We start from the raw sequence: 25,561 nt of genomic DNA, 5'->3' as shown, positions 1-25,561 counted from the left end.
CAGGGAGCTGGAGGACGGATCGGTGAGCCTTGCGGAAGAAGTCGAGCTGCTGAAGCGGATCCCGCTCTTCGCCAACATCGACACCTCGAAGCTGAAGCTTCTGGCCTTCACCAGCGAGCGTGTCCGCTTCCCCGCGGGGCAGGTGCTGTGCCGGCAGGGGGAGATCGGCCGCGCCGCCTTCATCATCATCGACGGCGAGGCCGACGTCATCGTCGATGCCGAGACCGGGCCCCTGACCGTGGCCTCGGTCGGCCGCAACGACTTCGTCGGCGAGATCGCGATCCTCTGCGACGTGCCGCGCACCGCCACGGTGCAGGCGCGCACCGACGTCACCGCCCTGGTCATCGCCAAGGACCAGTTCTTCCGCATGATCACGGAGTTCCCGCAGATGGCGATCGAGATCATGCGCGTTCTGGCGCTGCGCCTCGAACGCACCACCAAGGAAGCAGCCCGCGCCCGCCAGACGGCCTGACCCGGATCGTGAGCCGCCTCGACAGCTTCATCCGCCGGATGCAGGCGCAGCGCGCCTGCCTCGACTGGGCCGCGCGCGCCATCGCCAGCCTGCCGGGCGATGTCATGGAACTCGGCCTCGGCAACGGCCGCACCTACGATCATCTGCGCGAGAAGCTGCCGGACCGCGCGATCTGGGTGTTCGACCGTCGGATCGCGGCGCATCCCGCCTGCATCCCGCCCGACGATCACATGGTGCTGGGCGAGGTGCTGGAGACCATGCCGGGCTTCGCCGCGGCGCATCGCGACGGCATGGCGCTGATCCATGCCGATCTCGGCTCCGGCGACGACGCGGCCAACCGGGCGCTGGCGGCGGCGCTGGGGCCGCTTCTGGTGCCGGTGCTGGCGCCGGGCGGCGTGATCGTCGCCAACATCGCCTTCGCCGGGCTGGGGTGGCAGGAGCTGCCGGAGCCCCCCGGCGTCTCGCCCGGGCGGTACTACCTCTATCGCCGGCCGCTGGCCGGATGACCGGTGTGGGTTGGGTTCGCGTCCGCGAACCCAACCGACGGTCCTTCGCCGCTTGACAATATCGTAAGCCATGACTTACGGTAAGTCATGGCTTACGATAAAGCGCTTGCGGCATTGGCCGATCCGACCCGCCGGGCGGTATTCGAGCGGCTGCGGACCGGACCCAAGCCGGTCGGCCGCATCGCCGACGGCCTGCCGGTCAGCCGGCCGGCCGTGTCGCAGCATCTGAAGGTCCTGCGGGACGCCGGGCTGGTGGCGGACCAGGCCGACGGCGCGCGCCGGGTCTACTATATCGACCCCAAGGGGCTGGGCGCCCTGCGGGCCTGGCTGGACCAGTTCTGGGATCAGGCCCTGGCCGCCTTCGCGGCCGAGGTCGACGACACCACGACGACAGAGGAGGAGAGCCGATGACACCGACCATCGCCGTCGCCCCCGTCCGCAAGAGCATCCGGGTCCGTACGGAACCCCGGCGCGCCTTCGACGTCTTCACCGCGGGCATGACCCGCTGGTGGCCGCGCCGGCACTCGATCGGCGGCTCGCCGATCAAGGAGGTGGTGGTGGAGCCGGAGGCCGGCGGCCGCTGGTTCGAGCGCGGCGAGGACGGCACGGAATGCCAGTGGGGCAAGGTTCTGGCCTGGGAGCCGCCCGCCCGCCTGGTCCTGGCTTGGCAGATCAACACCCAGTGGCGCTACGACCCCGATCTGGTGACGGAGCTCGAGGTGCGGTTCTCCGCCGACGGCGATGGCACGTTGGTGGAGCTCGAGCACCGGCTCGACGGCTATGGCGAGGACGCCGACCGGATGCGGCAGGTCTTCGACGGCCCGGAGGCCTGGGAAGCCACCTTGGCCGGCTTCGCAGGGGCGGTTGGCTAGCCAGCTTTCCGGCACTTGGCTCCAAATTGTCATGCCCGGGCTTGACAGCAAAAGAGCGGCCGAGGGCGGCCGTCCTCAGATCTCGACGTCCACCACCACCGGCACGTGGTCGCTCGGCTTCGGCTCCCAGCCGCGCGCCTCGCGCAGGGTGCGGTGGGCCTTCAGGCTACCGGCCAGCGGCGGGGTAACCCAGATGTGGTCGAGGCGCCGGCCGCGGTCGGAGGCCTGCCAGTCCGCGGCGCGGTAGCTCCACCAGGTGTACAGCTTCTGGTCCGGCGGCACGAAGGTGCGGGCGCTATCGACCCAGCCGAGGGTCGACTGCATCGCGGTCAGCTTCTCGACCTCGATCGGGGTGTGGCTGACCACGTCCAGCAGCTGCTTATGCGACCAGACGTCGTGCTCCAGCGGCGCGATGTTCAGGTCGCCGACCAGGATCAGCTTCTGGTCCCGCCTCCGGTTCTCCGGCCACCAGGCCGTCATCTCGTCCAGGAACTGCAGCTTGTGGGCGAACTTCTCGTTCACCGCCGGGTCCGGGATGTCGCCGCCGGCCGGGATGTACAGGTTGTGCACCTCGGTTCCGTCCGGCAGGCGGACGGCGATGTGGCGGCAGTCCTCCTTGCCGCACCAGTGCCGGATCTCGTGGCTCTCGAAGGGCAGGCGCGAGATCACGGCGACGCCGTTGTAGCCCTTCATGCCGGAGATCGCGATGTGGCGGTAGCCGAAGTCGACGAAGGGCTGGTGCGGGAAGCTGTGGTCCGGGGTCTTGGTCTCCTGCAGGCAGATGATGTCGGGCGCGGTCTCGTCGATCAGGCGCAGCACCAGCTCCTGGCGCAGGCGGACGGAGTTGATGTTCCAGGTGGCGATGCGCATGGGCCCTCTCTGCGATGCGGCCCGCGACCCTAAAGCAGAACGAAACGGGATGGAATCACTGCCTCACCGCGCCGGCACGTCCTCGCAATCGTCATAGCCCGACTCGGCCTCGGCCTCGTCCTCCGGCCGGATGCGGGGGTCCAGCTCGGCCGGGGCCGGGCTTGATCCGGCGGCGAGGCCGACGAACTGCTCCGCCTCGCCGGCGGCGACCCGGCCGCGCCGGGCCATGCGCCACAGCACGAAGCCGGCGAAGGCGCCGACCAGCAGCGCGACATAGACGAAGAGGGCATCCGGCCCCAGCCGCTCCATCGCCACGGTCGCGACCAGCGGTCCGGCGGAGGAGCCGACCGACCACAGGATCAGCAGCGTCCCGGCCAGCGGCACGTAGTCCTGCGGCCTGGCGTGGTCGTTGGCATGGGCGACCGACAGCGGGTAGATCGCCTCGGCCATGCCGCCCCACAGCGCGAACAGCACGATCAGCAGGGCGAAGGCCTCCGCCCGCCCCGCGGCGATGCTGCCGAGCGCGGCGACGATGGTGCAGGCCGCGGCGGCCAGGATCACCCAGCGCCGGTCGATCCGGTCGGACAGCCAGCCGAGCGGCCATTGGCACAACAGGCCACCGATCTGGGTCGCCGCCATCAGCGTCGCGATCTCGGCGGTGGTGAAGCCGCGATGCACGCCCCAGACCGGGGCCACGCCCTGCAGCGTCGCCGCCACCAGCCCGACCACGACGCAGCCGACCGCCCCGACCGGGGAGTTCCGATAGGCCTTGCCCAGGATCGGCCGGATCCGGTGCGGCACGCTGGGGTGGCGCGACCGGGTCAGCGTCACCGGGATCAGCGCCAGGGTGAAGGCGGCCGAGGCCAGGACGAAGGGCAGAACGTCGCGCGTGTTGAGCACGGTCAGCAGGGCCTGGCCGGCGCCGAGGGCCAGCATCACCACGACGACATAGGCGGTCAGGATGCGGCCGCGCAGATGCCGCGGCGTCAGCTCGTTCAGCCAGCTCTCGGTGACCATGAACAGCCCGGCGGAGCAGAAGCCCATGGCCAGGCGCAGCAGGAACCAGCCGGGCAGCCCGACGGTCCAGGGCAGCGCGAGGCCGGCCAGGCAGGAGGCGGCGGCGAAGGCGGCGAAGGCGCGGATATGGCCGACCAGGCGGATGACCCGGGCGACGAACAGGCAGCCGATCAGGAAGCCGACGGCGCTGGCCGCGACCACCAGGCCGACCCGGTCGGCCGGCAGCCCGGCCTCGGTCAGCCGCACCGGCACCAGGGTCGAGAACACGCCCTGGCCCAGCGAGACGATGGTGATGCCGGCGAGGATCGCCGCGACGGCGAGGAGCGGGCTGAGCATGGCCGACTCTAGCCCGGCGGAGCGAGCCGGGGCCAGTGCCGCGGAACCGGCCGGCTTCGCGGCCCTTTTGTCGCCTTGACGCCGCACCGCACCGTCACTAAGGTGCGCGCCGCTTGAGGTGGGGGTGGCCGCCGCCCGAAAGGGTGTTCGACAACGTGACCCAGAACGACCAAAACCCGCCGCCGGTTTCGGACTTCGACCGTCGCCTGAAGGAGGCGAAGGCGAAGCTGCCGGGAGCGGGGCGCGAGGCGAAGGGCGGGGCTGACGGGCGCGATGTCGGTCGTGCTGGCATGGCCGCCGGCTTTCGAATCGCGGTCGAGCTGCTGGCTGCGATCGCAGTCGGCGCCGGAATCGGCTGGGGTCTCGACCGATGGCTCGGCACGCGGCCCTGGTTGTTGATTCTGTTCTTCATCCTGGGCGCGGTGGCCGGCTTGATGAATGTCTACCGGACCGGCGTCGAGCTGGACCGGGCGGCGAAGGCGAAGCGGGCCGCCGAGCAGGCGGAGCGAAACCGGGGCGGGAGATAAGGCGTGGCGTCGCCAACCGAACAGTTCCAGATCCAGAAGATCCTGCATGTCGATATCGGCGGCCTGGATCTCTCCTTCACCAATTCGTCGCTGTTCATGGTGATCGCCGCCGGCGTCGCTTCGGCGGTGCTGTTCTTCGGCGGCCGCGGCGCGCTGATCCCGGGCCGGGTGCAATCCTTCGCCGAGATGCTGTACGAGCTTGTCGCCAACATGATCCGCGACAACGCCGGCAAGGAGGGGATGAAATACTTCCCCTTCATCTTCACGCTGTTCATCTTCATCCTGTTCGGCAACGTGATCGGGATCATTCCCGGCACCTTCACCTTCACCAGCCACATCATCGTCACCTTCGCCCTGGCCCTTGTGGTGTTCCTGGGCGTCACGGTGATCGGCTTCGCGCGGCACGGCGCCGGCTATCTGCGGATGTTCTTCCCGCATGGCGCGCCCTTGTGGACCGCGGTGATCCTGGTGCCGGTCGAGCTGATCTCGTACCTGTCGCGGCCGATCAGCCTCTCCGTCCGACTTTTCGCCAACATGACGGTCGGCCATGTGCTGCTGAAGGTCATCGGCGGCTTCGTCATCGCCCTCGGCATCGGCGGCATCGTGCCCTTCGCCTTCCTGGTGCCGCTGACGCTGCTCGAGCTCTTCATCGCCGTCCTGCAGGCCTACATCTTCACCATCCTCAGCTGCGTGTACCTGCACGACGCGCTGCACCTCCACTGACGGATCGCAGCCCGCGAACCGTTGCCTTCACCAACCTACCCATCTACGAAGGAAGTCAAAATGGACCTCGAAGCTGCCAAGTTCATCGGCGCGGGCCTCGCTGCGATCGGCATGATCGGCGCCGGCATCGGCGTGGGCAACGTCTGGGCCAGCTACATCGGCGCGCTCGCCCGCAACCCGGCGGCCAAGGAAGAGATCGGCGCCAGCATCTGGATCGGCTTCGCCGTGACGGAAGCCATCGCGCTGTTCGCGCTGATCGTCGCGCTGATCTCGTTGTTCGCCTGACGGTCTCGCTGCCAATCGTCATGGGCCGGCCGCAGCCTTGAGCGGCCCAGGGCCGGCCCGGCAGGGGGAGTCCGATGCCACAGTTCAATCCCGAGTGGTTTGCGTCGCAGCTCTTCTGGCTGGCGGTCGTCTTCATCGCTCTGTACTGGCTCTTGTCGCGCCGGCTGCTGCCGCAGCTGGCGAAGACGATCGACCAGCGCGCCGCCAAGATCGCCGGCGATCTGGAGCGGGCCGAAGGCGCGCGCAACGAGACCGAGGCGGTCGCCCAGGCCTATGAGGCCGCGCTCGCCAAGGCTCGGGGCGAGGCCCAGACCGCCATCGCCGCTGCGAATCAGGAGATCGCGGCGCTGACGGCGCGTCGCCAGGCCGCCTTCGCCGCGGAGCTCGCCGCCCGGACCGCCGAGGCCGAGACCCGGATCGGCAAGATCCGCGCCGACCTCAAGGCCGACGCCCGCGACATCGCGGCCGAGGTGGCCGGCGTGCTGGCCGCCAAGCTGACCGGCACGGCGCCGGACCAGGCCGCGGTCACCGCCGCGGTCGACGGCGCGCTGGGAGGGGCCCGATGAGCGTTCTCGACACCATCGCGAACGAGATCTTCATCGGCGCCGCGCACGCCCAGGACGCGAGCCACGCCCAGACCGAGCTCGAGCATATCGAGCATGCCGAGGAAGATACCCACGGCGCGGTCGAATTGGTGCTGGCCGCGGCGCTGGTCCTCCTGCTGGTGCTGCTGGCGGTGAAGGCCCGCGCGACCATCCTCGGCGTGGTCGACAAGCGCACCGAGCGGATCCGCGAGGATCTGGCGGAGGCGGAGCGGCTGCGCAGCGAGGCCGAGGCCCATCTCGCCCAGGCGCAGGCGCGCCAGCGCGAGGCGGCGGCCGAGGCCGCGGCGATCATCGAGCGCGCCAAGCACGATGCCCAGCGCCTGCGCGAGAAGGCGGCGGTGGATATCGAGGAGGCGATGAAGCGGCGCGAGGTCATGGCGCTGGAGCGCATCGCCCATGCCGAGGCCCAGGCGCTGGCCGAGGTGCGGTCGACCGCGGTCGGCGTCGCCGTCTCGGCGGCCCGCGACCTGGTCGGCCGGCAGCTCGCCGCTGATCCGGCCAAGGGTTCGGCGCTGATCGACGACGCGATCGCGGATCTCGGCGGCAAGCTGCACTGACCCTGCGACACCCACGATGCGGACAGGCCCGGCTTCGGCCGGGCCTTTTCGCTTCCAGGCTCTTTAGCCCGCATTTCTCAGACCCCTTGCGCCCTGCGTCGCCTTGCGGCGAGTCGGATGCGGGGGCGGGACGCGAAGAGCGTAGCGGCACTACGGTCGAGCGGCCCGCCCCCGCAGGCGGCCGCCGCAAGACGACCCTCCGGGCCGTCGCCCCATGCCGGCAGGGTGCGTCGAGCGGCTTGCCCGATGTCCCCGCATCGCGCTGCGCCGCTCTCCTGCCCTGCCGGCATGGGACGACGGCGCAGGGCACAAGGGGTCTGAGAAATGCGGGCTTAGCCCGCGGCGTTGCGCCGGACCGCCGGTGCCCTTATCGTCCGGCCCGATCACGTCTCCAGGCGCATGCGATGAGCTTTCCCCAGGACCATATCCGCAACTTCTCGATCATCGCCCATATCGACCACGGCAAATCCACCCTGGCGGACCGCCTGATCGAGCGCTGCGGCGGCATCGAGCAGCGCGAGATGAAGGCGCAGCTCCTGGATTCGATGGACATCGAGCGGGAGCGCGGCATCACCATCAAGGCGCAGACCGTGCGCCTGGCCTACACCGCCCGCGACGGTGAAACCTATCAGCTGAACCTGATGGACACGCCCGGCCATGTCGACTTCGCCTATGAGGTCAGCCGGTCGCTCGCGGCCTGCGAGGGCTCGCTGCTCGTCGTCGACGCCTCGCAGGGCGTCGAGGCGCAGACCCTGGCCAATGTCTACCAGGCGATCGACGCCAATCACGAGGTGGTGCCGGTCCTCAACAAGATCGACCTGCCGGCGGCGGAGCCGGACCGGGTGAAGCAGCAGATCGAGGACGTGATCGGCCTCGACGCCTCCGACGCCGTGCCGATCTCGGCCAAGACCGGGCTCGGCATCGACGAGGTGCTGGAGGCGATCGTCCATCGCCTGCCGCCGCCGAAGCAGGCCGATCCCGAGGCGCCGCTGAAGGCGCTGCTGATCGACAGCTGGTACGACCCCTATCTCGGCGTCGTCATCCTGGTGCGGGTGGTCGAGGGCACGCTGAAGGTCGGCCAGAAGATCCGCTTCATGGCGACCGGCGCCGCGCGCGAGCTGGACCGCGTCGGCTATTTCACGCCGAAGGCGGTGCAGGTCCGCGAGCTGGGGCCCGGCGAGGTCGGCTTCGTCACCGCCGGGATCAAGGAGATCGCCGAGACCAAGGTCGGCGACACCATCACCGAGGACCGCCGCCCGGCCGAGAAGCCGCTGCCGGGCTTCAAGCCCTCGGTCCCCGTGGTCTGGTGCGGCCTGTTCCCGACCGATTCCGGCGATTTCGAGCGGCTGCGCGACAGCCTGGGCAAGCTCGCCCTCAACGACGCCAGCTTCCATTTCGAGGCCGAGACCTCGGCCGCGCTCGGCTTCGGCTTCCGCTGCGGCTTCCTCGGCCTCCTGCATCTCGAGATCATCCAGGAGCGGCTGGAGCGCGAGTTCGACCTCGACCTGATCACCACGGCGCCGTCCGTCGTCTACAAGCTCTACATGACCGACGGCACGGTCATGGACCTGCACAACCCGGCCGACATGCCGGAGGTGATGCGGATCGACCGGATCGAGGAGCCCTGGATCAAGGCCACGATCATGCTGCCGGACGAGTATATCGGCGGCATCCTGCAGCTGTGCACCGAGCGGCGCGGCGAGCAGGTGGAGATGACCTATGTCGGCGGCCGGGCGATGCTGGTCTACCGGCTGCCGCTGAACGAGGTGGTGTTCGACTTCTACGACCGCCTCAAGTCGATCAGCCGCGGCTATGCCAGCTTCGACTACCAGCTCGACCAGTACCGCGAGGGCGACTTGGTGAAGCTGTCGATCCTGGTGAATCAGGAGCCGGTCGACGCTCTGGCGATGATCGTTCATCGCAGCCAGGCCGACCGGCGCGGCCGCCAGCTCTGCGAGCGGCTGAAGGACCTGATTCCGAAGCAGCTGTTCAAGATCGCGATCCAGGCGGCGATCGGCGGCAAGGTGATCGCCCGCGAATCGATCTCGGCCTTGCGCAAGGACGTGCTGGCCAAGTGCTATGGCGGCGACGTCAGCCGCAAGCGCAAGCTCCTGGACAAGCAGAAGGAAGGCAAGAAGCGGATGCGCCAGTTCGGTGAGGTCGAGATCCCGCAGAGCGCCTTCATCGCCGCGCTGAAGATGGGAGACCAGTAGCCGGCGGGGACACGGAACCCTTGCCCCGTCCCGCTGTTGCAATTCAGGCATCGCCCGCGATGCGGATCGCAACTCCCGGGAGGGCTGCGCCATGGCGACCGAGATCGAGCCGGTGATCGTCTATGAGGAGGACGGCCGGCAGAAGCTGTTCAGCCGCGCCGACGAGCTGGTGGACTGGCTCGGCTCCCTGTTCCAGACCGTTTCCGACGACCGCAGCCTCGAGCACGAGCGGGCCGGGCTGAAGCATGAGGAGCTGCTCGGCCGGATCAACGCTCTGCTGGCCGATCTCAAGGCCGACATCGCCGCCGGCAAGCCGCGGATCAGCCTGGCGACGCGCAGCGAAGCCGTCAGCCTGGTCGCCGCCTTCCGCACCGTGCATCCACCGACCGGCAAGCTGCCCTGACTCGACCCTGTTTCGTTTCTGCTGTGTTCGTGCTGCGTTTCGGCTAGCCTCTCCGGGTCCGGTCCATCGCGACTCACCCCGGAGACCTGCCATGCCCATCGCCCGCCGTCGTGTCCTGGCCTCGGCCCTCGCCGCCCCGGCCCTGCCGTTGCTCGCCTCCCTGCCGCAGCCCGCCCTGGCCCGGGCGGTGCCGGCCGCCGGGCAGGTCCCCGGCCTCTACCGCTTCAAGGTCGGCGCCTTCGAGGTGACGGCGATCAACGACGGGATGATCAACCTGAAGCTCGACCAGTTTCCCGCCGCCGACCGCACCGGGGCGGAGGCGCTGCTGCAGCGCGCCTTCCAGCCGGCCGCCGCGATCCCGACCGCGGTGAACGCCTATCTCATCAACACCGGCGACCGGCTGGTTCTGGTCGACACCGGCACCGCCACGACCCTGGGCCCGACCCTCGGCAAGGTCGGCGCCAATCTGAAGGCCGCGGGCGTCGACCCGTCCGATGTCGATCTGGTGGTGCTGACCCATATGCACGCCGACCACGCCAACGGCCTGATCGACCCGGCCGGCGCCGCCGTCTTCGGCAAGGCCGAGCTGGCGGTGGCCGAGGCGGAATATGCCTTCTGGACCGATGACGGCATCCTGTCCCGCGCCCCGGCCGAGATGCATCCCTACTTCGCCATGGCCCGGGCGGCGGTGAAACCCTATGCGGGCGATCGCCTGAGCCGATTCGGCAAGGAGGCGGAGCTCGCGCCCGGCATCCGCATCCTGGCGGCGCCGGGCCACACCCCGGGCCACAGCATGGTCGAGGTCGCTTCCGGCGCCGACCGGCTGCTGATCTGGGGCGACATCGTGCACGCCGCGGCGCTGCAGTTCGCCAAGCCAGACTGGGCGATCAACTTCGACGTCGACCAGCAGGCCGCGATCACCAGCCGCAAGCGGGTGCTGGACCAGGTCGCCGCCGACCGCGTGCTGGTCGCCGGCATGCATCTTCCCTTCCCCGGCATCGGCCATGTCGGCCGGGCGGGCGAGGGCTACGAGTTCGTGCCGGCCTTCTGGCAGCCCTGAGCGACAGGGGCGCGGCCTTACCGCTCCTCGGCGAAGACGAAGGGGGGCGGCAGGCGCAACGCCACCGGGTCGCCGATGGACAGCGCCGGCAGGTCGGGGGCGTAGCGGTCGGCCTCGATCCGGATCGGGTCGGACGACAGCGGCGTCTCGGCCTCCACCGTCACCGTGGTGGCGCTGTGCAGCACCCGGCGGGCGGTGCCGGCGACGAGATTGTTGCCCGCCGTCCCGGCCGGCAGCAGCCGGATGGCGCGCGGCCGGATGTCGGCGATGGCCCTGCTGCCCGCGGCGAGGCCGCGCACATCGGCCGGCAGCCGCAGGCCCGCGACCTCGACCGCATCCGGCCCCGCCACCGTGCAGGGCAGGCGGTTGACGTCGCCGAGAAAGCTGGAGACGAAGGCCGTGGCCGGGTTGTCGACCAGCGCCGCCGGGTCGCCCTGCTGCTCGATCCGGCCGTCGCGCAGCACCACCACCCGGTCGGCCAGCTCCAGCGCCTCCTCCTGGTCGTGGGTGACGAACAGGCTGGTCAGGCCGGTGCGGTCGTGCAGCTCGCGCAGCCACACCCGCAGCTCCTTCCGCACCTTGGCGTCGAGCGCGCCGAAGGGCTCGTCCAGCAGCAGCAGCTTGGGCTCGATCGCCAGCGCCCGGGCCAGGGCGACGCGCTGGCGCTGGCCGCCCGAGAGCTGGCGGGGGTAACGCCGCGCGAGGCCCGGCAATTGGACCAGCTCCAGCAGCTCCTCGACCCGGCCCGCGATCTCGGCCTTGGGCGGGCGGGTGGCGCCGGGCCGCACCTGCAGGCCGAAGGCGATGTTGCCGAACACCGTCATGTGCCGGAACAGGGCGTAGTGCTGGAACACGAAGCCGATCCGGCGCTGCCGCGGCTTGACCGCGGCGATGTCGGCGCCGTCGACCAGGATGTGCCCGGCATCGGCCCGCTCCAGCCCCGCCACGATGCGCAGCAACGTGGTCTTGCCCGAGCCCGAGGGGCCGAGCAGGGCGACAAAGGCGCGGTCCGGCACCTCCAGCTCGATCTCGTTGAGCGCGTAGACCGGGCCGAAGCGCTTGGTCAGGCCTTGGATGGCGATCGGCATCAGCTCTCCGCGGAGTCGTGGCGGTCCGAGCGGAACCGCCATTCGAGCAGGGTCTTCAGCACCAGCGTCACCAAAGCGAGGCCGGCGAGCAGCGAGGCGACGGCGAAGGCGCCGACGAAATTGTACTCGTTGTAGAGGATCTCGACTTGCAGCGGCATGGTGTTGGTCTGGCCGCGGATGTGGCCGGAGACGACCGAGACGGCGCCGAACTCGCCCATCGCCCGGGCATTGCACAAGAGCACGCCGTACAGCAGCGCCCATTTGACGTTGGGCAGCGTCACCCGGAAGAAGGTCTGCCAGCCGCTGGCGCCCAGCAGCACCGCCGCCTCCTCCTCGTCCGTGCCCTGGTCCTGCATCAGCGGGATCAGCTCGCGGGCCACGAAGGGCAGGGTGACGAAGATGGTGGCGATGACAAGGCCGGTGACGGTGAAGATCACCCGGATGCCGTGCGCCTCCAGGAACGGGCCGAACCAGCCATTGGCCCCGAACAGCAGCACATAGATCAGGCCGGAGATCACCGGCGAGACCGAGAAGGGCAGGTCGACGATCGTGGTCAGCAGGCTCTTGCCCCAGAACTCGAACTTGGCGATGGCCCAGGCGGTGGCCAGGCCGAAGATCGTGTTCAGCGGCACGGCGATGGCGGCGACCGTCAGCGTCAGGCGGATCGCCGCCAGCGAATCGTCGCTGCCGATGCCCTCCAGATAGGCGTCGATGCCGCGGCGCAGCGCTTCGGTGAGAACCACGGCCAGCGGCAGCACCAGGAACAGGCCGAGGAAGACCACGGCGATCGCGATCAGGGCCAGGCGGATGCCGAAGGGCTCCTCCCACGGTCGCTCGGCGGGCTTCAGCCGGGTGCGCGCGGCCGCCAGCGTGCGGGTCAGTCCGCCCATTTGCGGCTCCAGCGCTGCAGCAGGTTGATCACCAGGATGATGACGAAGGCGGCCAGCAGCATCACCGCGCCGATCGTGGCCGCGCCGGCGTAGTCGTACTCCTCCAGCCGGATCACGATCAGCAGCGGCGCGATCTCCGACACGCCCGGGATGTTGCCGGCGATGAAGATGACCGAGCCATATTCGCCGACCGCGCGGGCGAAGGCCAGGATGAAGCCGGTCAGGATCGCCGGCGACAGCAACGGCAGCACCACGCGCCAGACCACCTGCCAGCGCCGCGCGCCGAGGGTGGCGGCGGCCTCCTCGATCTCGCGGTCCAGGTCCTCCAGCACCGGCTCGACCGTGCGCACCACGAAGGGCAGGCCGATGAAGACCAGGGCGATGAAGATGCCGGGCGGGCCGAAGGCGGCCTTGATCCCCAGCTGCATCAAGGGCCCGCCGAGCCAGCCTTTGGGCGAGTACAGCGACGCCAGCGCGATGCCCGCCACCGCCGTCGGCAGGGCGAAGGGCAGGTCGATCAGCGCGTTCATCAGCGGCCGGCCCCAGAAGCGGTAGCGCGTCACCACCCAGGCGACCAGCGTGCCGAAGACGACATTCACCGCCGCGGCCAGCAGCGCCAGGCCGAAGCTGACCTTGAGCGCCGCCAAGGTGCGTGGCGAGGACACCACCCGCCAGACGCCCTCGACCCCGAGCTCCCAGGGCCGGATCACCAGCGCCGCCAGCGGCAGCAGGACCAGCAGCGCCAGATAGGTCAGGGAAAAGCCGAGGGTCAGCCCGAATCCCGGCAGCACGCCGACATGGCGCGCCGCCGGGGCCGGACTCTCCCTGGCTCTTTCCCTAGCCCTTTCGGTAGATCTGATCGAAGGTGCCGCCATCCGAGAAATGCGTCTGTTGGGCCTTCTGCCAGCCGCCGAAGACATCGTCGATGGTAAACAGATTCACGGCCGGGAAGGTGTCCTTGTAGCGCGCTGCCACCTCGGGCGAGCGCGGCCGGTAGAAGTTCTTGGCGGCGATCTCCTGCCCCTCGGGCGAGTACAGGAATTCGAGATAGGCCTGGGCCACGGCGCGGGTGCCGTGCGCGTCGGCCACCTTGTCGACCACCGCGACCGAGGGCTCGGCCAGGATCGAGACCGACGGCACGACGATGTCGAACTCGTCGGGGCCCAGCTCCTTCACCGCCAGGAAGGCCTCGTTCTCCCAGGCGATCAGCACGTCGCCGATGCCGCGCTGGACGAAGGTGGTGGTGGAGCCGCGGGCCCCGGTGTCCAGCACCGGGACGTTGGCGTAGATCTTCTGCACGAAGTCCTGGGCGGTCTGGTCGTTGCCCCCCGGCTGCTTCAGGGCATAGCCCCAGGCGGCGAGGTAGTTCCAGCGCGCCCCGCCCGAGGTCTTCGGGTTCGGGGTGATCACCTGGACGCCTTCCTTGGCCAGGTCGGGCCAGTCCTTGATCCCCAGCGGGTTGCCCTTGCGCACCAGGAACACGATGGTCGAGGTGTAGGGCGCGCTGTTGTCCGGCAGCCGCTTCACCCAGTCCTTGTCGATCAGCCCCCTCGCCGCGATCGCGTCGATGTCGTAGGCCAGCGCCAGGGTGACGATATCGGCCTGCAGCCCGTCGATGACCGAGCGCGCCTGGGCCCCCGACCCGCCATGCGAGGCCTCGACGGTGACGGTGTCGCCGGTCTTGGCCGTCCACTGCTCGGCGAAGGCGGCGTTGACCTGCTTGTACAGCTCGCGCGTCGGATCGTAGGAGACGTTGAGCAGCCTGATCTCGGCCGCCTGCGCCGTGGCCGCAGCCAGCGCGACGGCCGCCGCGGCCAGCAGCCGAGTGGTCATGGTCCGCATGACTCGACCTCCGATGGTCCCTTGGTTGATGCGTATCGCGGCGTCGGGGACAGTTAGGCGAGGAAAGGCGGCGAAGGCAATCTCTATTTCACATAAAATCTTATCGGTCGATTCATAATTTCACATATGATTGCGATATTATCGCGATCAGTGCCTTCGCTTTCGCACATGCGAACCGCTCACCTTGGCAGATCCTGCGCATTTGCCGCGAATTCCGATTGCATCGGAACGCCCGGCGATGCAGATTTTCGTTTGCGAATATTGTAAGCGGCGCGGCCGCAAACAGAGGCGGGAAACGTGGCTGAGGTGCTGTACGACCTCCTGGTCATCGGCGGCGGCGTCAACGGCGTCGGCATCGCGCGCGACGCGGCCGGGCGCGGCCTGTCGGTCCTGCTCTGCGAGAAGGCCGACCTGGCCGGGGCCACCTCCTCGGCCTCGACCAAGCTGATTCACGGGGGCTTGCGCTACCTCGAATATTACGAGTTCCGCCTGGTCCGCGAGGCGCTGATGGAGCGCGAGGTGCTGCTGCGCGCGGCGCCGCACATCATCTGGCCGCTGCGATTCGTGCTGCCGCACGACCGGTCGATGCGGCCGGCCTGGATGGTGCGGATCGGCCTGTTCCTCTACGACCATCTCGGCGGCCGCAAGATGCTGCCGGCCAGCCACGGGCTGAAGCTGCGCGGCGGCGCCATCGGCCGGGTGCTGCGGCCGCATCTGACGCGCGGTTTCGAATATTCCGACTGCTGGGTCGACGACGCCCGCATGGTGACGCTGGCGGCGCTGGACGCGAAGGAGCGCGGCGCCGAGGTCCTGACCCGCACCGAATGCGTCGCCGCGAGGCGCCGGGACGGCCGCTGGACCGCGACCCTGCGCGGCGCCGACGGCAGCGAACGGCAGGTCTCGGCGCGCGGCCTGGTCAATGCCGGCGGCCCCTGGGTCAAGCATGTGCTGAACGACACGGTCGGCCTGCCCGGCGCCAGCCGGGTCCGCCTGGTCAAAGGCAGCCATATCGTCGTGCCGCGGCTGTATGATGGGCCCGAGGCCTTCATCCTGCAGAATGCCGACCGGCGCATCGTCTTCGTCATCCCCTATGAAGGGAAGTTCTCGCTGATCGGCACCACCGACCTCGACTACCAGGGCGACCCGGCCGGCGTCGCCGTCACGCCGGAGGAGACGGCCTATCTGTGCGAGGCGGTCGGCCGCTGCTTCACCGACGGCCCGACACCGGACGACGTGGTCTGGAGCTATGCCGGCGTCCGGCCGCTCTATGACGACGGCTCGTCCAGCGCGACGCAGGCGACGCGCGACTACGTGCTGGAGCTGGACGCGCCGGAGGGGCAGGCCCCGGCCCTGTCGGTGTTCGGCGGCAAGATCACCACCTTCCGCCGCCTGTCCGAGCATGCGCTGGAGAAGCTGGCGCCGGTGATGGGCATCAAGGCCAAACCCTGGACCGCCGCGGCATGGCTGCCCGGCGGCGACATCCCGGATGCCGATTTCGAGGGCTTCCTGGCGAAGCTGCGCGCCGCCCGGCCCTGGCTGCCGGGGCCGCTGGCCCGCCGCCTGGCCCGCGCCTACGGTACCCGGGTCGATCGGCTGCTCGGCTCGGCCAGGAGCCTGGAGGATCTGGGCCGCGACTTCGGCGCCGGGCTGACCGAGGCCGAGCTCGACTATTTGGTCGACCAGGAATGGGCGCGGACCGTCGAGGACGTGCTGTGGCGCCGGTCCAAGCTGGGGCTGCACATCCCGGCCGAATCGCATGGCGCGATCGCCGACTGGCTCAGGGCCCGCAACTTCCAGCCCGCGGAAAGGGTCGTGTCGTGACGCTGGTGCTCGAAGGCGTGACCCGGGAGGTCGGGGCGGAGACCCACATCCATCCGCTCGACCTCGCGCTCGAGCCCGGCACGCTGACCGTGCTCTTGGGCCGCACCCAGGCCGGCAAGACCTCGCTGATGCGGCTGATGGCTGGGCTGGAGCGGCCGAGCCGCGGCCGGGTCCTGGCCGACGGCCGCGACGTCACCGGCGTCTCGGTGCGCAACCGCGACGTCGCCATGGTCTACCAGCAGTTCATCAACTACCCGTCGAAGACGGTCTACGACAACATCGCCTCGCCGCTGCGGCTCAAGGGGCTCGGCCGGGCCGAGATCGACCGCCGGGTGCGCGAGACCGCGGCGATGCTGCGGATCGACCGGTTCCTGGAGCGGCTGCCGGGCGAGCTGTCGGGCGGGCAGCAGCAGCGCACCGCGATCGCCCGGGCGCTGGTCAAGGATGCCGGCCTGCTGCTGCTGGACGAGCCGCTGGTCAATCTCGACTACAAGCTGCGGGAGGAGCTGCGGGCTGAGCTGTCCGAGATCTTCCGCCGCGGCAAGTCGGTCGTGGTCTACGCCACCACCGAGCCGGCCGAGGCGCTGATCCTGGGCGGCCGCACCGCGGTGCTGGACGAGGGAAGGCTGCTGCAGGAAGGGCCGACGGTCGAGGTGTTCCAGCACCCGGCCTCGACCCGGGTGGCCGAGGCGTTCAGCGACCCGCCGATGAATCTCGGCCCCGCCGAGGTGGCGGACGGCACGCTCCGTCTCATCGACGGCGTCGCCCTGCCGCTGGCGGGGCACCTGGCCGGGCTGGCGGCCGGTCCCTGCACCGTCGGCGTCCGGCCGGGCCATATCCGCCTCGGCGCCGGCGGCCCGGGCGAGGCCACGGTGACGACCAAGGTCGAGCTGGCCGAGATCAGCGGCTCCGAGACCTATGTCCATTTCCATTTCGGCGACCGGCCCTGGGTGGCGCAGCAGCCCGGCGTGCACAAGCACCCGCTCGGCGAGCCGGTGACGGTCGCGATCGACCCCGCCAGGATCTACGTCTTCGACCCGGCCGGGCGGCTCGCCGCCGCCCCGGCCCGGACCAGGTGACCGCATGGCCCGCATTGAACTGAAGGCCCTGGCGCACAGCTACCGTCCGCACCCGACGGATCCGGCGGATTACGCGCTGCGGCCGATGGACATGGTGTGGCAGAGCGGCCGCGCCTATGCCCTCCTCGGCCCCTCCGGCTGCGGCAAGACCACGTTGCTGAACATCATCTCCGGCCTGGTGACGCCGAGCCAGGGCCAGGTGCTGTTCGACGGCCGCGACGTGACCCAGGCGTCGCCGGAGCAGCGCAACATCGCCCAGGTGTTCCAGTTCCCGGTGGTGTACGACACCATGACGGTGGCCGAGAACCTGGCCTTCCCGCTGCGCAACCGCAAGCTGCCGAAGCCGGAGATCGAGGCCCGCGTCGCCGAGGTGGCGGCGATGCTGGAGCTGACGCCGGTGCTGCGGCGCCGCGCCCGCGGCCTGGATGCCGACCAGAAGCAGAAGATCTCGCTGGGCCGTGGCCTGGTGCGCAAGGACGTGGCCGCGATCCTGTTCGACGAGCCGCTGACCGTCATCGACCCGCATCTGAAATGGCAGCTGCGGCGCAAGCTGAAGCAGGTGCACGAGCAGGTGCGGACCAGCCTGATCTACGTCACCCACGACCAGCTCGAGGCACTGACCTTCGCCGACGAGGTGATCGTCATGTATGAGGGCCAGGTGGTGCAGCTCGGCACTCCGCAGGAGCTGTTCGAGCGGCCGGCCCACACCTTCGTCGGCTATTTCATCGGCAGTCCGGGCATCAACCTGCTGCCCTGCGCCGTCGACCAGGGCGCGGCGGTGGTCGAGGGCGCGCGCATCCCGCTGTCGGATTCGGCGCTCGCCGGACTCGACAAAGCCGCGGGCAAGCTCGAGCTCGGCATCCGGCCGGAGTTTCTGGAGATCGCCGACAGCGGCGTGCCGGCGACCGTCACCGGAGTCGAGGACCTCGGCACGCATCTGATCGTCACGCTCCGGCTCGGCGCCGCCACGGTGAAGGCCAAGCTGGCCGAGGGCCGCGGCGTCCCCGCCGACGACGCGCATCTGCGCTTCCCGCCGGAGCGCACCCTTCTCTACGCCGACGGCAGGCTGGTGGGCTGATCATGGAAAAGACCCCGAACAACGCCGCCTGGTTCCTGGTCGTCCCGGTCGTGCTGCTGGTCGCGTTCAGCGCCATCATCCCGCTGATGACGGTCGTGAACTATTCGGTGCAGGACATCTTCGGCCCTGGCCAAGGCGTCTTCGTCGGCACCGAATGGTTCGAGCAGGTGCTGCAGGACGACCGGCTGCAGGCGGCGCTGGGGCGGCAGCTGATCTTCAGCTTCTGCGTGCTGGCGATCGAGATCCCGCTCGGCGTGCTGGTCGCGCTGTGCATGCCGGCGCGCGGCTGGGCGGTCTCGGTCACCCTCGTGGTGCTAGCGCTGCCGCTGCTGATCCCCTGGAACGTGGTCGGCACGATCTGGCAGATCTTCGCCCGGCCGGATATCGGCCTGGCCGGCGTGCTGATCAACCGCCTGGGCTTCGACTACAACTACACCGCCGACACCTTCGACGCCTGGATCACCGTGCTGGTAATGGACATCTGGCACTGGACCTCGCTGGTTGCGCTGCTCGGCTATGCCGGGCTGCGGTCGATCCCGGACGCCTTCTACCAGGCGGCGCGGATCGACGGCGCCTCGCGCTGGGCGGTGTTCCGCTATATCCAGCTGCCGAAGATGTCGGGCGTGCTGCTGATCGCGGTGCTGCTGCGCTTCATGGACAGCTTCATGATCTACACCGAGCCCTTCGTCCTGACCGGCGGCGGGCCCGGCAACGCCACCACCTTCCTGAGCCAGGAGCTGACCCGGATGGCGGTCGGCCAGTTCGACCTGGGGCCCGCGGCGGCGTTCTCGATCATCTACTTCCTGATCATCCTGCTGTTCTCGTGGCTGTTCTACACGGTCATCACCAATATCGGGAAAGCCGACGCGCCATGAACCGCCGCACCCGCGCCGTCATCCTGATCGTGTACATGGCCTTCCTGGCCCTGCCGATCTATTGGCTGGTGACCATGTCGCTGAAGGAGAACCGCGAAATCCTGTCCGGGTTCACGCTGTTCCCGCAGACCCCGACCTTCGCCAACTACGCCACCATCTTCACCGACGCGTCCTGGTATTCCGGCTACATCCATTCGATCACCTATGTGCTGATGAATATGGTGGTCTCCGTGCTGGTGGCGCTGCCGGCGGCTTACGCCTTCAGCCGCTATCGCTTCATCGGCGACCGGCACATGTTCTTCTGGCTGCTGTCGAACCGGATGTCGCCGCCGGCGGTGTTCCTGCTGCCCTTCTTCCAGCTCTATTCCGCCTTCGGGCTCATCGACACGCCCTATGCCGTGGCGCTGGCGCACTGCCTGTTCAACGTGCCGCTGGCGGTCTGGATTCTCGAAGGCTTCATGTCCGGCGTGCCGAAGGAGATCGACGAGACCGCCTATATCGACGGCTACTCCTTTCCGCGCTTCTTCCTGACCATCTTCGTGCCGCTGATCCGCGGCGGCATCGGCGTCACCGCCTTCTTCTGCTTCATGTTCTCTTGGGTCGAGCTGCTGCTGGCCCGCACCCTGACCTCGGTCGAGGCCAAGCCGATCGCAGCCACCATGACCCGCACGGTCAGCGCCGCCGGTATGGACTGGTCGCTGCTGGCCGCCGCCGGCGTGCTGACCATCGTGCCCGGCGCGATCGTGATCTGGTTCGTCCGCAACTACATCGCCAAGGGCTTCGCCCTGGGCCGGGTGTGAGGAGGCCGCGGCATGAATTTGGACTGGATGGCCTGGACGCCGCCCACCGCCTGGTTCTTCGGCGGCATCGCGGCGCTCCTGGTCCTGATGACGGTGTGGCAGCTGGCCTCGCCCTCGGTGCCGCGGCGCGGCTTGCTGCCGCTGGTCACCACCCCAGGCGACCGGCTGTTCATCGGCCTGCTCGGCGCCGCCTACATCCATCTCGCCTGGATCGGTCTGGCCTCGGGCAGCCTCTGGTACGGCTCCGCGATCGCCGTGGTGTGGATGATCGCGGTGATGCGGTTCGGATGATTTTGTCCGGACCGGCCCCGGCATGCGGGGCAGGGAGTGCTGGTTTCAACATCTATAGTGACGGGGAGAGGAACATGACCAAGATGCTGCACGGGCCGGGCGGGTTCCCGGTCCATCGCCGGACCCTGCTGCGCGGCGCTTCCGCGCTCGGCGCCGCCGTCGCCCTGCCGGGCTTCGCCCGCCACGCCTTCGCCCAAGGCGCGGATCAGCTGATGGCCAACGCCAGGAAGTGGATCGACACCGAATTCCAGCCTTCGACGCTGACCAAGGATCAGCAGATGAAGGAGATGGAATTCTTCATCAAGGCGGCCGAGCCGTTCCGCGGCATGGACATCAACGTGGTGTCGGAGACGATCACCACCCACAGCTACGAGGCCGCGACGCTGGCCCGCGCCTTCTCCGAGATCACCGGCATCAACCTGAAGCACGACCTGATTCAGGAAGGCGACGTGATCGAGAAGCTGCAGACCCAGATGCAGTCCGGCCAGAACATCTACGATGCCTATGTCAACGACAGCGACCTGATCGGCACGCATTTCCGCTACGGCCAGGCGGTGCCGCTGTCCGACTTCATGGCCGGCGACGGCAAGGACTTCACCCTGCCGACGCTCGACATCGACGACTTCATGGGCAAGAGCTTCACCACCGGCCCGGACGGCAAGCTCTATCAGGTCCCGGACCAGCAATTCGCCAACCTGTATTGGTTCCGCTACGACTGGTTCACCGACCCGAAGCTGCAGGAGCAGTTCAAGGCGGCCTATGGCTACGACCTGGGCGTGCCGCTGAACTGGTCGGCCTATGAGGACATCGCCGACTTCTTCACCAACAAGGTGAAGGAGATCAACGGCGTCCGCGTCTGGGGCCATATGGATTACGGCAAGAAGGACCCGTCGCTCGGCTGGCGCTTCACCGACGCCTGGCTCTCCATGGCCGGCGCCGGCGATAAGAGCATCCCGAACGGCCTGCCGGTCGATGAATGGGGCATCCGGGTCGAGGGCTGCCGCCCGGCCGGCTCCAGCGTCACCCGCGGCGGCGACGTCAACGGCCCGGCCGCGGTGTACGCGCTGACCAAGTACATCGACTGGCTGAAGAAGTATGCCCCGCCCGAGGCCGCCGGCATGACCTTCTCCGAGGCCGGGCCGGTGCCGGGGCAGGGCAACATCGCCCAGCAGATCTTCTGGTACACCGCCTTCACCGCCAACTTGACCGAGCCCGGCCTGCCGGTGGTGAACGAGGACGGCACGCCGAAATGGCGCATGGCGCCCTCGCCGCACGGCCCGTACTGGGAGGAGGGGATGAAGCTGGGTTACCAGGATTGCGGCTCCTGGACCTTGTTGAAGAGCACGCCGAAGGAGCGGCAGCAGGCGGCCTGGCTCTATGCCCAGTTCTGCATCTGCAAGACCACCTCGCTGAAGAAGCTGCAGGTCGGCCTGACCCCGATCCGCGACAGCGACATCCGCTCCAAATGGATGGACGACATGGCGCCGAAGCTGGGCGGGCTGGTCGAGTTCTACCGCAGCCCGGCGCGCGTGGCCTGGACCCCGACCGGCACCAACGTTCCCGACTATCCGCGGCTGGCGCAGCTGTGGTGGCAGAACGTGGCCGAGGCGGTGACCGGCGAGGTCACGCCGCAGCAGGCGATGGACAACCTGGCCAAGCAGCAGGACCAGGTGCTGACGCGGCTGGAGCGGGCCGGCAATCTTGGCGATTGCGGGCCGAAGCTGAACGAGGAGAAGGACGCCCAGTACTGGTTCGACCAGCCCGGCGCGCCGAAGCCGAAGCTGGAGAACGAGAAGGAGAAGGGCCAGACCGTGGCCTATGACAGCCTGCTGCAGGCCTGGAAGGAAGGGAAGGTGCGGTAAGGCTCCGAGGCGTAGGCTGGGTTCGCCACAAGGCGAACCCAACATTCTCAAAAAGCCGTCATTGCGAGGAGGCGAAGCCGACGAAGCAATCCAGGGGCCACGCCAAACCGCCCTGGATTGCTTCGCTGCGCTCGCAATGACGATCCATTCGTAACCTGCCTGGTTCTCAGATCCCCGGGTCGAAGCCGCGCCTGGGCGGCGGCGGGACGGCGTCGCCGTTCAGCATCGCCGCCGCCGCCTCGGCGCATTGCTTGCGGATGTCGGGCACCGCCGTGATCTCCCAGAAGGCGCCGCGGGTCGGCGGGCCGAGCGCGTAGAGCCGGGGCGAGGGCTGGCCATCATGCCCGATCAGCCGCCCCTGGGCGTCGATGTCGAGGCCGAGGCGCAGCCGGTCCGGCCGCACTGCGCCGCCCGCCAGAAGCGACCGCAGCAGCGGGTCGTCGGTGCGCGCCGGGTCGGTCTCCGGTCCGCTGGCCAGGACCAGGCGGCCGACCGTCCGGCTCTCCTCCGCCGCGGCGCCGCGGCGGCGCAGCGTCACCGTCAGCCCGTCCTCCGCCGCCGTCACCGAGCGCATCCGCCCCGCCACGACCTGAAGCTGGCCCGAGGCGATCATCGCCCCGACCCGGTCGGCAATGGCCGGCGCCACGCGGTGCCGGTGCACGTCCCACCAGGGCCGCAGATGGCGCAGGAAGCGTCCCGCCTGCCTCTCGTCCCAGCCCCGCCACAGCGCCTGGGTGAAGGGCCGCAGCCCGTCGATCACGGCGCGCCAGTCGCCCCCCGCGGCCTCGGCCTCGCGGCACAGGGCGCGAAGCCGGCGCAGCACGGCCAGCGCCGGCCGGCCGACGAACTCCGCCGCGTCCAGCGTCGCCGGCTTGCTGGCGACATCGCGATGCGGCCGGGGCAGCAGGCCGCGCCGCGACAGCGCCAGGACACGGCCGCGATGATCCTGCGCCGCGAGCCCGGCGGCGATGTCGATCATGGTCAGCCCGGTGCCGATGATCAGCACGGTCTCGTCCGGCGGGATCGAGCCCAGGCCGGCATCCTCCGGCCCGACCAGGACGCGCCCCGGCGCCGCCGGCAGCGGGATCGGGGCCGTCGGCGGGGCGTTGCCGATGCACAGCGCCGCGATGTCCGCTGGCTCGGTCCGGCCGGAGGCGAGGCGCACCGTCACCCCGGCCGAATCGCGGTCCAGCCCCACCGCGCCGTCCGCCAGCACGGTCAGGCCGCCGGGGAAGTCGCGCCCGGCTGCGGCCAGGGTTTCGCCGACATAGTCGCCGTAGAAGCGGCGCGGCAGATAGGGGGCGTCGCCCGCGCCGTGGGCCCGGGCCCAGCGCTGGAAGTCGTCCGGCTCGTCCGGAAAGGCGCTCATATTCGCGGTGCGGACGTTCAGCAGATGCGCCGGATGCGGCGTGCCATAGGCCATGCCGCGGCCCGGCGGACCGCCGCGCTCGATCAGCACGACCTTCGCCGCCCCGGCCGAGCGGCGCAGGAGCTGGACCGCGAGCAGGCAGCCGGTGAACCCGGCCCCGATGATGGCGATGCGCATGATCCTCCAGCCGCTGCTTCGACGGGCGGCATGGTAACCACCTCCTCCCGGTCCGGCCACTCGTCCGATCGGAGCGAAGCGGGAATGCGGTCTCGCCGCCGCCACGGCGACGCCCTATGCTGCGCGCGGGACGAAGACGGGGACCAAGGACGACAATGCGGATTGCGGCAGTGCTGGCGTGCGTGGCCCTGGCAGGACTGGCGGCGGGGTGCGTGCCGTCGCGCGATGATCGGGTCGTGCTGCCCGATTCGGTGCCGGTGGACCGGGCGCTCTCGGCCGATATCCGCTACGTCTTCTTCCGCCCCGGCAAGGCGGAGATCACCCGGGACGGCACCGCCGCCATCGCCGCCGCGGTGGTCGAGGATGCGCGGCGCCGCGCCAAGGGGCCGCCGCCGCGCCTGATCGTGACCGGCCATGCCGATGCCGGCGGCAACCCGGCGGCGGCGCAGCGCCTGTCGTTGCGGCGGGCCAGGCTGGTGGCGGCCCGGTTGCAGGCGGCCGGGATCCCCGAGGGGCGGATCACCGTCGCCGGCGCCGGCGCGGCCGATCCGCTGCTGCCCGCCCCGCCGGGGCAGGCGGAACCGACCAACGACCGGGTCGAGATCGGATTCGAGTCCTCCCCGGCCGTGTCGCAATTGGACGCGACACCCCGGCGTCCCATATAGTCTGGTCGGAACCATCGGCGCGGACGCGCCCGCCAGCGGATCGACGGTGATGTACACTGCGGAAACCCGGGCGATCGAGGTGTCGGTCGAACCGGTCTATCTCGAGGACCAGTCCTCGCCCGACGAGAACCACTACGTCTGGGCCTACCGTGTCCGCATCGTCAATCACGGGCGGGAGCGGGTGCAGCTGCGCAGCCGCTACTGGCGGATCACCGACGAATACGGCCGGGTGCAGGAGGTCCGCGGTCCCGGCGTCGTCGGGGTCGAGCCGGTGATCGAGCCGGGCAAGGCCTTCCAGTACACCAGCGGCGCACCGATCGCGACGCCGTCCGGCATCATGGTCGGCACCTACCAGATGGAGACCCCGTCGGGCGAGCGCTTCGACGTGGCGATCCCGGCCTTTTCGCTGGACAGCCCGCATCGTACGATCCGACTGAACTGAATGACCGACACACTCTGCCGATCCCGGGCGGTCCCCAACCGGGCCGCGGCGTGGGACGGCACCGCCAACGACAACCGCCCGGAGAAGCCGGCATCATGACCCGCAACCCCTTCACCCCGGTGGTGGCCAACGCCTCGACACAGGCCCTGCGCAGTGGAGCCGGGCAGCGCCCGAGCCGGTCCGAGGCCGAGGAGGCGGTGCGCGTGCTGCTGCGCTGGGCCGGCGAGGACACGTCGCGCGAAGGCCTGCGCGACACGCCCAAGCGGGTGGTGAAGGCGTATGAGGAGTTCTTCCGCGGCTACGACCAGGATCCCGTCGAGCTCTTGTCCCGCACCTTCGAGGAGGTCGACGGCTACGACGAGATGGTGCTGCTGCGCGACATCGACTTCGAATCGCATTGCGAGCACCACATGGTGCCGATCATCGGCAAGGCGCATGTCGCCTATCTGCCGGACCGCCGGGTGGTCGGCATCTCCAAGCTGGCGCGGGTGGTCGATGCCTATGCCAAGCGGCTGCAGATCCAGGAGCGGCTGACGGCGCAGATCGCCGGCGCGATCGACGAGGTGCTGAAGCCGCGTGGCGTGGCGGTGATGGTGTCATCGCAGCACCACTGCATGACCACGCGCGGGGTGCACAAGCATGGCACCCAGATGGTGACCAGCTGCATGGTCGGCGCCTTCCGCGACGACCCGCAGCTGCGGCGCGAGTTCCAGATGATGATCGGGATGCCGGTGTAACCATCGCTGCTCGCGGGCCGAGCTCCCGTCGAATGTTGACGGCATGACGGTGGACGAAGGGGCATCCGACCGGGTATCTCAGCCGGCACTATGTCTGCT

Annotated in this window: 29 protein-coding genes; 22 read left to right on the top strand and 7 right to left on the bottom strand. The window is 69.6% G+C overall.

All coding sequences use genetic code 11. The features are described from left to right. Positions 1-22: 22 nt before the first annotated feature. The 4 genes from KXR53_RS06535 (at position 23) to KXR53_RS06520 (ending at position 1,850) form a co-directional block, all read left to right on the top strand. On the top strand, positions 23-472 hold the full coding sequence (locus KXR53_RS06535; RefSeq protein WP_026873225.1) for a cyclic nucleotide-binding domain-containing protein: 450 nt from the start codon (positions 23-25) through the stop codon (positions 470-472). 8 nt (positions 473-480) lie between these two features. Beyond that, the gene (locus KXR53_RS06530) at positions 481-978 is read left to right on the top strand and encodes a class I SAM-dependent methyltransferase (protein ID WP_437374291.1); all 498 of its coding nucleotides are present in this window, start codon (positions 481-483) and stop codon (positions 976-978) included. A gap of 87 nt (positions 979-1,065) precedes the next feature. Beyond that, entirely contained in the window at positions 1,066-1,389 is a 324-nt protein-coding gene (locus tag KXR53_RS06525; protein WP_437374290.1) for an ArsR/SmtB family transcription factor, read from the top strand. Continuing rightward, positions 1,386-1,850: an SRPBCC family protein gene (locus tag KXR53_RS06520; protein ID WP_437374289.1), complete on the top strand. Its 465-nt coding sequence runs from the start codon at positions 1,386-1,388 to the stop codon at positions 1,848-1,850. The genes KXR53_RS06525 and KXR53_RS06520 overlap by 4 nt, the downstream gene beginning before the upstream one ends. Before the next feature lie 75 nt (positions 1,851-1,925). Here KXR53_RS06520 and xth read toward each other — a convergent pair whose 3' ends face one another. Together xth and KXR53_RS06510 are read right to left on the bottom strand one after the other, a co-directional pair. Further along, positions 1,926-2,720: an exodeoxyribonuclease III gene (gene xth, locus KXR53_RS06515; RefSeq protein WP_437374288.1), complete on the bottom strand. Its 795-nt coding sequence runs from the start codon at positions 2,718-2,720 to the stop codon at positions 1,926-1,928. A gap of 63 nt (positions 2,721-2,783) precedes the next feature. Next, complete coding sequence (locus KXR53_RS06510; protein ID WP_437374287.1) at positions 2,784-4,073, bottom strand: MFS transporter; 1,290 nt, start codon at positions 4,071-4,073, stop codon at positions 2,784-2,786. 155 nt (positions 4,074-4,228) lie between these two features. Between KXR53_RS06510 and KXR53_RS06505 the strand changes: the two genes are divergently transcribed. From KXR53_RS06505 to KXR53_RS06470, 8 genes are all read left to right on the top strand, one after another. Then, positions 4,229-4,600 (top strand): AtpZ/AtpI family protein, encoded by a 372-nt coding sequence (locus KXR53_RS06505; RefSeq protein WP_437374286.1) that lies wholly within the window; start codon positions 4,229-4,231, stop codon positions 4,598-4,600. Positions 4,601-4,603: 3 nt separating this feature from the next. Further along, complete coding sequence (locus tag KXR53_RS06500; RefSeq protein ID WP_437374285.1) at positions 4,604-5,323, top strand: F0F1 ATP synthase subunit A; 720 nt, start codon at positions 4,604-4,606, stop codon at positions 5,321-5,323. A 60-nt stretch (positions 5,324-5,383) separates the two neighbouring features. Then, complete coding sequence (locus tag KXR53_RS06495) at positions 5,384-5,608, top strand: F0F1 ATP synthase subunit C (protein WP_437374284.1); 225 nt, start codon at positions 5,384-5,386, stop codon at positions 5,606-5,608. A 74-nt stretch (positions 5,609-5,682) separates the two neighbouring features. Next, the gene (locus KXR53_RS06490; protein ID WP_437374283.1) at positions 5,683-6,174 is read left to right on the top strand and encodes a F0F1 ATP synthase subunit B family protein; all 492 of its coding nucleotides are present in this window, start codon (positions 5,683-5,685) and stop codon (positions 6,172-6,174) included. Next, entirely contained in the window at positions 6,171-6,770 is a 600-nt protein-coding gene (locus KXR53_RS06485) for a F0F1 ATP synthase subunit B family protein (protein ID WP_437374282.1), read from the top strand. Before KXR53_RS06490 ends, KXR53_RS06485 begins: the two co-directional genes overlap by 4 nt. Before the next feature lie 404 nt (positions 6,771-7,174). Continuing rightward, positions 7,175-8,983, top strand: coding sequence for a translation elongation factor 4 (gene lepA, locus KXR53_RS06480; RefSeq protein ID WP_437374281.1), 1,809 nt, complete (start codon positions 7,175-7,177; stop codon positions 8,981-8,983). 91 nt (positions 8,984-9,074) lie between these two features. Next, complete coding sequence (locus tag KXR53_RS06475; protein ID WP_437374280.1) at positions 9,075-9,386, top strand: hypothetical protein; 312 nt, start codon at positions 9,075-9,077, stop codon at positions 9,384-9,386. A gap of 91 nt (positions 9,387-9,477) precedes the next feature. After that, positions 9,478-10,446: an MBL fold metallo-hydrolase gene (locus KXR53_RS06470; protein ID WP_437374279.1), complete on the top strand. Its 969-nt coding sequence runs from the start codon at positions 9,478-9,480 to the stop codon at positions 10,444-10,446. Positions 10,447-10,463: 17 nt separating this feature from the next. Here the strand turns inward: KXR53_RS06470 and KXR53_RS06465 are convergent, their stop codons facing one another. The 4 genes from KXR53_RS06465 to KXR53_RS06450 are packed head-to-tail and all read right to left on the bottom strand — an operon-like array spanning position 10,464 to position 14,266. Further along, the gene (locus KXR53_RS06465; RefSeq protein WP_437374278.1) at positions 10,464-11,534 is read right to left on the bottom strand and encodes a sulfate/molybdate ABC transporter ATP-binding protein; all 1,071 of its coding nucleotides are present in this window, start codon (positions 11,532-11,534) and stop codon (positions 10,464-10,466) included. Continuing rightward, the gene (gene cysW / locus KXR53_RS06460; protein ID WP_034853514.1) at positions 11,534-12,424 is read right to left on the bottom strand and encodes a sulfate ABC transporter permease subunit CysW; all 891 of its coding nucleotides are present in this window, start codon (positions 12,422-12,424) and stop codon (positions 11,534-11,536) included. The genes KXR53_RS06465 and cysW overlap by 1 nt, the downstream gene beginning before the upstream one ends. Continuing rightward, positions 12,412-13,299, bottom strand: a complete 888-nt coding sequence (gene cysT / locus KXR53_RS06455; RefSeq protein ID WP_437374277.1) for a sulfate ABC transporter permease subunit CysT — start codon at positions 13,297-13,299, stop codon at positions 12,412-12,414. Before cysT ends, cysW begins: the two co-directional genes overlap by 13 nt. Next, positions 13,262-14,266, bottom strand: coding sequence for a sulfate ABC transporter substrate-binding protein (locus KXR53_RS06450; RefSeq protein WP_437374276.1), 1,005 nt, complete (start codon positions 14,264-14,266; stop codon positions 13,262-13,264). The genes cysT and KXR53_RS06450 overlap by 38 nt, the downstream gene beginning before the upstream one ends. Before the next feature lie 297 nt (positions 14,267-14,563). On the opposite strand from KXR53_RS06450, the gene glpD reads away from it, so the two are divergent. From glpD to KXR53_RS06415, 7 genes are all read left to right on the top strand, one after another. Continuing rightward, positions 14,564-16,087 (top strand): glycerol-3-phosphate dehydrogenase, encoded by a 1,524-nt coding sequence (glpD, locus tag KXR53_RS06445; protein WP_437374275.1) that lies wholly within the window; start codon positions 14,564-14,566, stop codon positions 16,085-16,087. Further along, complete coding sequence (locus KXR53_RS06440) at positions 16,084-17,166, top strand: ABC transporter ATP-binding protein (protein WP_437374274.1); 1,083 nt, start codon at positions 16,084-16,086, stop codon at positions 17,164-17,166. The genes glpD and KXR53_RS06440 overlap by 4 nt, the downstream gene beginning before the upstream one ends. A gap of 4 nt (positions 17,167-17,170) precedes the next feature. Continuing rightward, positions 17,171-18,244: an ABC transporter ATP-binding protein gene (locus KXR53_RS06435; protein ID WP_437374273.1), complete on the top strand. Its 1,074-nt coding sequence runs from the start codon at positions 17,171-17,173 to the stop codon at positions 18,242-18,244. Between the two features lie 2 nt (positions 18,245-18,246). Further along, positions 18,247-19,119 (top strand): carbohydrate ABC transporter permease, encoded by an 873-nt coding sequence (locus KXR53_RS06430; RefSeq protein ID WP_437374272.1) that lies wholly within the window; start codon positions 18,247-18,249, stop codon positions 19,117-19,119. After that, positions 19,116-19,919, top strand: a complete 804-nt coding sequence (locus KXR53_RS06425; RefSeq protein ID WP_437374271.1) for a carbohydrate ABC transporter permease — start codon at positions 19,116-19,118, stop codon at positions 19,917-19,919. The genes KXR53_RS06430 and KXR53_RS06425 overlap by 4 nt, the downstream gene beginning before the upstream one ends. 12 nt (positions 19,920-19,931) lie before the next feature. After that, positions 19,932-20,210 carry a DUF2160 domain-containing protein gene (locus KXR53_RS06420; RefSeq protein ID WP_437374270.1) on the top strand — a complete coding sequence of 93 codons (279 nt, stop codon included), beginning with the start codon at positions 19,932-19,934 and terminating at the stop codon, positions 20,208-20,210. Between the two features lie 83 nt (positions 20,211-20,293). Beyond that, positions 20,294-22,072 (top strand): extracellular solute-binding protein, encoded by a 1,779-nt coding sequence (locus KXR53_RS06415; protein WP_437374377.1) that lies wholly within the window; start codon positions 20,294-20,296, stop codon positions 22,070-22,072. A 166-nt stretch (positions 22,073-22,238) separates the two neighbouring features. On the opposite strand, the gene KXR53_RS06410 is transcribed toward KXR53_RS06415, so the two are convergent. Then, positions 22,239-23,618 carry an FAD/NAD(P)-binding protein gene (locus KXR53_RS06410; RefSeq protein WP_437374269.1) on the bottom strand — a complete coding sequence of 460 codons (1,380 nt, stop codon included), beginning with the start codon at positions 23,616-23,618 and terminating at the stop codon, positions 22,239-22,241. A 212-nt stretch (positions 23,619-23,830) separates the two neighbouring features. On the opposite strand from KXR53_RS06410, the gene KXR53_RS06405 reads away from it, so the two are divergent. The 3 genes from KXR53_RS06405 (at position 23,831) to folE (ending at position 25,462) form a co-directional block, all read left to right on the top strand. After that, positions 23,831-24,283, top strand: coding sequence for an OmpA family protein (locus tag KXR53_RS06405; protein WP_437374268.1), 453 nt, complete (start codon positions 23,831-23,833; stop codon positions 24,281-24,283). A gap of 49 nt (positions 24,284-24,332) precedes the next feature. Next, positions 24,333-24,725, top strand: coding sequence for a Co2+/Mg2+ efflux protein ApaG (apaG, locus tag KXR53_RS06400; RefSeq protein ID WP_437374267.1), 393 nt, complete (start codon positions 24,333-24,335; stop codon positions 24,723-24,725). A gap of 95 nt (positions 24,726-24,820) precedes the next feature. After that, positions 24,821-25,462 carry a GTP cyclohydrolase I FolE gene (folE, locus tag KXR53_RS06395; RefSeq protein WP_437374266.1) on the top strand — a complete coding sequence of 214 codons (642 nt, stop codon included), beginning with the start codon at positions 24,821-24,823 and terminating at the stop codon, positions 25,460-25,462. The last annotated feature ends 99 nt before the right edge of the window (positions 25,463-25,561 follow it).

The organism is Inquilinus limosus (assembly GCF_051487185.1).
Lineage (GTDB): Bacteria > Pseudomonadota > Alphaproteobacteria > DSM-16000 > Inquilinaceae > Inquilinus > Inquilinus limosus_F.
This window is presented reverse-complemented; position numbering and strand designations above follow the sequence as displayed.